This window comes from Mycobacterium sp. (genome assembly GCF_044342925.1).
In the GTDB taxonomy this organism is placed as follows: Bacteria; Actinomycetota; Actinomycetes; order Mycobacteriales; family Mycobacteriaceae; genus Mycobacterium.
The window spans coordinates 1-5,216 of record NZ_JBIIOV010000203.1 but is presented as its reverse complement, the minus strand read 5'-3'; the positions used below and the strand labels follow the sequence as shown (position 1 = coordinate 5,216).

Below are 5,216 nucleotides of genomic sequence, written 5' to 3'. Positions count from 1 at the left end.
GGACGTCGGGGTCTCGGTAATAGACCGCGATCAGTCCGCCCTTGGCCAGGGTGTGGCCACCGGGACGACGTCCGGGCGGCAGGCCTTCGTGCCAGCCACGGGCTTCCATCGCGCGGGCGATCTCGCGGAAATACACGGGGGTCTCGGCGACGGTGGGGACATCGAAGTTCACTCGTACGGTGCCCTGATAGGGCGGCCGCTCCTGGCTGGTACACGACATCAGCAGATAGACCCCACTTGGCGCACCGAGTTTCCCGGCACCGACGAACTGGCGGGCCTGGTCGAGCACTTGCGCCCGGGCTTGGTCGTCGGTGAGCGGTGCGACCGGTGTTTCGGTGTCGCGCGAGTCGTAGATCCGGTGCGTGACAACGAACAGACTGCCCAGCACCAACGAGATCGCCAGGCTTGCGGAAAGAATAAGGAGACCCGTGCGCGACCGGAGACGAGAGCTGACCATCGTCCTGCCGATGCTACCGAGCGGGCCGCTCAGCCGCCTTTTCCCAGGGCGAACTGGCAAATGTCGATGTAACCGTCCCGGAACAGCTCGACGCACCCGGTGAGGTACTTCATGTACCGGTCGTAGACCTCCTCGGACTGGATCGCCAGCGCTTTCGCCCGGTTGGCCTCCAGTGCCGACGCCCAGCACTCATGAATTTGACGAATCGCATGTGCTGCATAGTTATTGGCAGTTTGCGCTGCGCGTAGTCCTCATCGCTGGGCCGGACGATGGTGTGCAGCAACATGACCCCGGCCGGCGGCAGGATGCCGTGCGCCCGGGTGAAGAACCGGGCGTCCAAGGTCGTATCCGTTTCACGCATCTCTCGTGCGGCCGGCGGCCTCGACGGACCCCCTCACGTTCTGCGCGCCCAGGCCATCGCGGCATGACGTGGATTGCCGGAGTCGGCGATTTCCAAACAATTCAGACGGCGAGGTGAAATGGTGAACTGCCGTTTTCTTGGGTTTTCAGGCACAGTTGAAGGTATGGATTTGATGCATCCACGTCCCACGGGTCGGCGCGCACGCCGGATTTCCGGTGCGCTGGCCACGTTGACGCTGTTGGCCGGTATCGCGACCGCACCCGCCGTGGCGGCGCCGGCGGCCCCGCCGGCGCCCACCCTCGACCAGTCCTCGGTGATGGGTCAGGTGGTGCCGGCGCTGGTCGACATCAACACGACGCTGACCTATCAGGGCGCCGCCGGGGCGGGCACGGGCATCGTTCTCGGTCCGAACGGCGACGTGCTGACCAATAACCACGTCATCGAGGGCGCCACCGACATCACCGCCGTCAGCCTGGCCAACAGCCAGGCCTATCCGGTCGACGTCGTCGGCTTCGACCGGGCCAACGACATCGCCGTCATCCGGCTGCGCGGAGCGCCACCCCTGCCCATCGCGGCGTTGGGCACCTCGTCGAACCTGGCCGTCGGCGATCCCGTCGCGGCCATCGGCAACTCCAACGGCACCGGCGGCCCCCCGAGTTACGCGCCCGGCGCCATCACCCAGTTGGGCGCGTCGGTGCGAGCAACCGACGAGTCCGGCGGCAGATCGCGTGAACTGTTCGATCTCATCCGGGTGGCAGCCGAGATTCGCCCCGGCGATTCCGGCGGCCCCCTGGTCAACAGCGCAGGACAGGTGATCGGCGTGACAGTGGCCGCCACCCTCAACTACCGCATGGGCGGCGTCGACGGCCGGGAAGGCTTCGCCATCCCGATCGACCGTGCCATCGCCATCGCCAATCAGATCCGCGCCGGAGCGCCGTCCCCGTCGGTGCACATCGGCGATTCGGCGTTCATCGGCGTCGGGATCGCCGACGCGCCGCCGTTCGGCGGTCCCGCTGGCGCTGTGGTCCGTCAGGTGCTGCCGGACACCCCGGCCGGCCAGGTCGGTCTGCGGCCGGGCGACGTGATCGTCTCGGTCGACGGCATCCCGGTCAACTCCGCGGCCGACCTGTCGAACATCATGGATCAGCGCCGGCCCGGCAACACGATCATGCTGGCCTGGATCGACCGGACCGGAAATCCGCGGGTGATGCCGGTGCTGCTGGCCAAGGGCCCGGTCGGCTGATCGGCTTCCCTTTTCCGGCTACCGCTCGCCGGCCAGCTTCGCGATCTTGCCCAGCGCGATCGCACAGACCGGCAGGTAGGCCGCGGCCCACCACGGCGTTTCGAATCGGACCCGACAGCCGCCCGGGACGGGAGTGACCACATGGCCGGTCGCGCCCACCCCGGCGACCGTCCAGTCCCACCGTCGTCCCGGAACGAACTCGGTGACGGCGAACGGCAGCGCGACGCCGACGGCGGTCCACACCGTGCCTCGGGCCCCACTGGTCAGCTCCGAGCCGCCGTCACTCAACTCGGCGCGGCGCACCGACGGACCCCAGTGCGGCCACTGCTCCAGGTCGACCAGCAGACGCCACACCACCTCGGGCGGAGCGGCGATCCGCCGGTCGACGCTGGCAGTCGGCGGACGCAGTGCGATACCCATGGGCGCAGACGCTACCGATGCGGGCCCCTAGGATCGAGCCATGGAAGGCTCCGTGACGGTGCACATGTCGGCCCCGGCCGACAAAATCTGGGAACTCATCGCCGAAGTTCGCAACACCGGCAAGTTCTCACCCGAGGTGTTCGAGGCCGAATGGCTCGACGGAGCCGACGGCCCAGCGCTGGGCGCCAAGTTCCGCGGCCACGTCCGTCGTAACGAGATCGGCCCGGTCTACTGGACCAACTGCCGGGTCACCGCCTGCGAACCGGGCCGGGAGTTCGGTTTCGCGGTCCTGGGTCCGGGCGATCAGGCGATCAACAACTGGCACTACCGGCTCGCGCCCCGCGGCGACGGCACCGACGTCACCGAGTCGTTCCGGATGAACAACGCGCTGCCGGTCCGGGTTTTCTGGATGTTCGCCGGCTATCTGCGGGGACGGCGCAATGTCCGTGACATGCGCACCACCCTGGAACGCATCAAGAAGGTCGTCGAAGAGAACTGACTCCGCAGAGAACTGACTCCGAAGAGAACTGACGCTGCAGAGAACTGACCCCGCTCGCCCCCTTCTGCCGGTGAATCGCCGATCTATGGTGGAGTCAACGAGAGTCGATGCGAGGGGACGGTAGGCGATGGATGTCGGCAGGGCTGCCCCGGCGGGGATAGCGACTCGCGTCAACGGCGAGCCACCCCCGCACATCCCGCTGGAAGACATCAACCTGGGCCGGCTGAAGTTCTGGTCGCGCGACGACTCCATCCGCGACGGGGCGTTCGCCACCCTTCGCCGGGAGGCGCCGATCAAGTTCTTCGAGGAGATCGAGTTCGAGGGGTTCGAACGCGGGCCCGGGCACTGGGCTCTGATGAAATACGACGACGTGCACTTCGCCAGCCGGCACCCGGAGATCTTCAGTTCGCACCCCAACATCACCATCGCCGATCAGCAGCCCGAGGTCGCCGAGTACTTCGGCTCGATGATCGCTCTCGACGACCCGCGGCACGCCCGGCTCCGTGGGATCGTCCGCAGTGCGTTCACTCCGCGGGTGGTCGCCCGCACCGAGGAAGCGGTGCGTGAGCGTGCCCGCCGGCTGGTGACCGACCTGATCGCCAATCACCCCGACGGCAACGGCGAACTGGTCAACGAACTGTCCGGTCCGCTGCCGCTGCAGGTGATCTGCGACATGATGGGCATCCCCGACTCCGACCACGAGCGGGTGTTCCACTGGACCAACGTCATCCTCGGCTTCGGCGACCCGGACATCACCACCGACTACGAGGAATTCCTGAAGGTCGCCATCGACATCGGCGCATACGCGACCGCGATGGCCGAGGACCGGCGCTCAAACCCGCGCGATGACTTGACGACCGCGCTGGTGGCCGCCGAAGTCGACGGCGAGCGGCTGAGTTCGGCCGAGGTGGCGTCGTTCTTCATTCTGCTGGCGGTAGCCGGCAACGAGACCACCCGCAACGCGATCAGCCATGGCGTGCTGGCGCTGACCCGCTACCCCGAACAGCGGCAGATCTGGTGGGACGACTTCGACACCCACTCCGCGACGGCCGTCGAGGAGATCGTGCGCTGGGCCTCGCCGGTGATCTACATGCGCCGCACCACCACGCGCGACGTGGAGGTCAGCGGCGTGCGGATACCCGCCGGTGACAAGGTCAGCATGTGGTATGCCTCGGCCAACCGCGACGAGGAGCACTTCGACAACCCGTGGATGTTCGACGTCACCCGCTCCCCCAATCATCACGTTGGATTCGGTGGTGGCGGAACGCATTTCTGCCTCGGCGCCAACCTGGCCCGCCGCGAGATCGCGGTCGTCTTCGAGGAACTGCGCAACCGGCTGCCCGACATCACCGTCACCGAGGAACCGTCAATGCTGTGGTCGGCGTTCATCCACGGGATCAAGCGTCTCCCGGTCAGCTGGACTCCCCCGGTCTGAGTCATGGCAGAGATGAAAGAGCGGCTGCATTGGCTGTCCCTGCACGGCGTTATCCGCACCCTGGCGACGTGGTCGGCCAACCACGGCGACCCGCAGGCCCGGTTCGTCGCCGATCCGTCGGTGCGGGCGAACCCGGTTCCGTTCTACGAAGAACTCCGTCAGCAGGGACCGTTGATCCGGGCCCGGGTCAGCTACCTGACCGTCGATCATGCCGTCGCCTTCGATCTGCTGCGCTCGGACGACTTCCGGGTGGTCGCGGTGGGCAAGAGCCTGCCGGGACCACTGCGCTGGCTCGAACAGCGCACCAGGGCTGACCTGCTGCATCCGTTGTTGCCGCCGTCCCTGCTGGCCGTGGAACCCCCCGAGCACACCCGCTACCGCAAGACGGTGTCGTCGGTGTTCACCTCCCGCGCGGTGGCCGCGCTGCGCGATCAGGTCGACGACACCGCGGCAGCGCTGCTGGCGGACCTGTCCGGCTCGGACGGGGTGGTCGACATCGTCGGGCGATACTGCGCCCAGCTTCCGGTCGCGATCATCAGCGAGATACTGGGCGTCCCCGCCGCAGACCGCGCGCGGATTCTCGAATTCGGCGAATTAGCGGCTCCCAGTTTGGATTTCGGCCTGGATTGGCGCCAGTACCAGACGGTGCAGCGCGGGCTGGCCGGCTTCAACGACTGGCTCACCGCCCACCTCGATAAGCTACGGGCCAACCCGGGTGACGACCTGATGAGCCAGCTGATCGACGCCTCCGAAGGAGGGGTCCGGCTGAATGAGACGGAGCTGAAGGCCATCGCCGGTCTG

General features: G+C 67.3%; 6 protein-coding genes and 1 pseudogene. 4 read left to right on the top strand and 3 right to left on the bottom strand.

What is annotated here, in order from left to right; all coding sequences use genetic code 11:
- On the bottom strand, nucleotides 1–388 hold a 388-nt coding region (locus ADBZ6I_RS15855), incomplete at its 3' end, for a lipoprotein LppJ family protein (protein ID WP_526385510.1).
- A gap of 98 nt (nucleotides 389–486) precedes the next feature.
- A pseudogene (locus tag ADBZ6I_RS15850) lies at nucleotides 487–785 on the bottom strand (class I SAM-dependent methyltransferase); the annotation flags it as partial.
- Between the two features lie 205 nt (nucleotides 786–990).
- Here ADBZ6I_RS15850 and ADBZ6I_RS15845 point away from each other — a divergent pair.
- Nucleotides 991–2,061 carry a S1C family serine protease gene (locus ADBZ6I_RS15845; protein ID WP_526385508.1) on the top strand — a complete coding sequence of 357 codons (1,071 nt, stop codon included), beginning with the start codon at nucleotides 991–993 and terminating at the stop codon, nucleotides 2,059–2,061.
- An 18-nt stretch (nucleotides 2,062–2,079) separates the two neighbouring features.
- Here ADBZ6I_RS15845 and ADBZ6I_RS15840 read toward each other — a convergent pair whose 3' ends face one another.
- Nucleotides 2,080–2,481 (bottom strand): SRPBCC family protein, encoded by a 402-nt coding sequence (locus ADBZ6I_RS15840; protein WP_526385506.1) that lies wholly within the window; start codon nucleotides 2,479–2,481, stop codon nucleotides 2,080–2,082.
- A gap of 40 nt (nucleotides 2,482–2,521) precedes the next feature.
- Here ADBZ6I_RS15840 and ADBZ6I_RS15835 point away from each other — a divergent pair, with 40 nt between their 5' ends.
- The 3 genes from ADBZ6I_RS15835 to ADBZ6I_RS15825 form a co-directional block, all read left to right on the top strand.
- Entirely contained in the window at nucleotides 2,522–2,980 is a 459-nt protein-coding gene (locus tag ADBZ6I_RS15835; RefSeq protein WP_526385504.1) for an SRPBCC family protein, read from the top strand.
- 127 nt (nucleotides 2,981–3,107) lie between these two features.
- The gene (locus ADBZ6I_RS15830; RefSeq protein WP_526385502.1) at nucleotides 3,108–4,415 is read left to right on the top strand and encodes a cytochrome P450; all 1,308 of its coding nucleotides are present in this window, start codon (nucleotides 3,108–3,110) and stop codon (nucleotides 4,413–4,415) included.
- A 12-nt stretch (nucleotides 4,416–4,427) separates the two neighbouring features.
- The coding region (locus tag ADBZ6I_RS15825; protein ID WP_526385512.1) for a cytochrome P450 family protein at nucleotides 4,428–5,216 on the top strand (789 nt) is incomplete at its 3' end.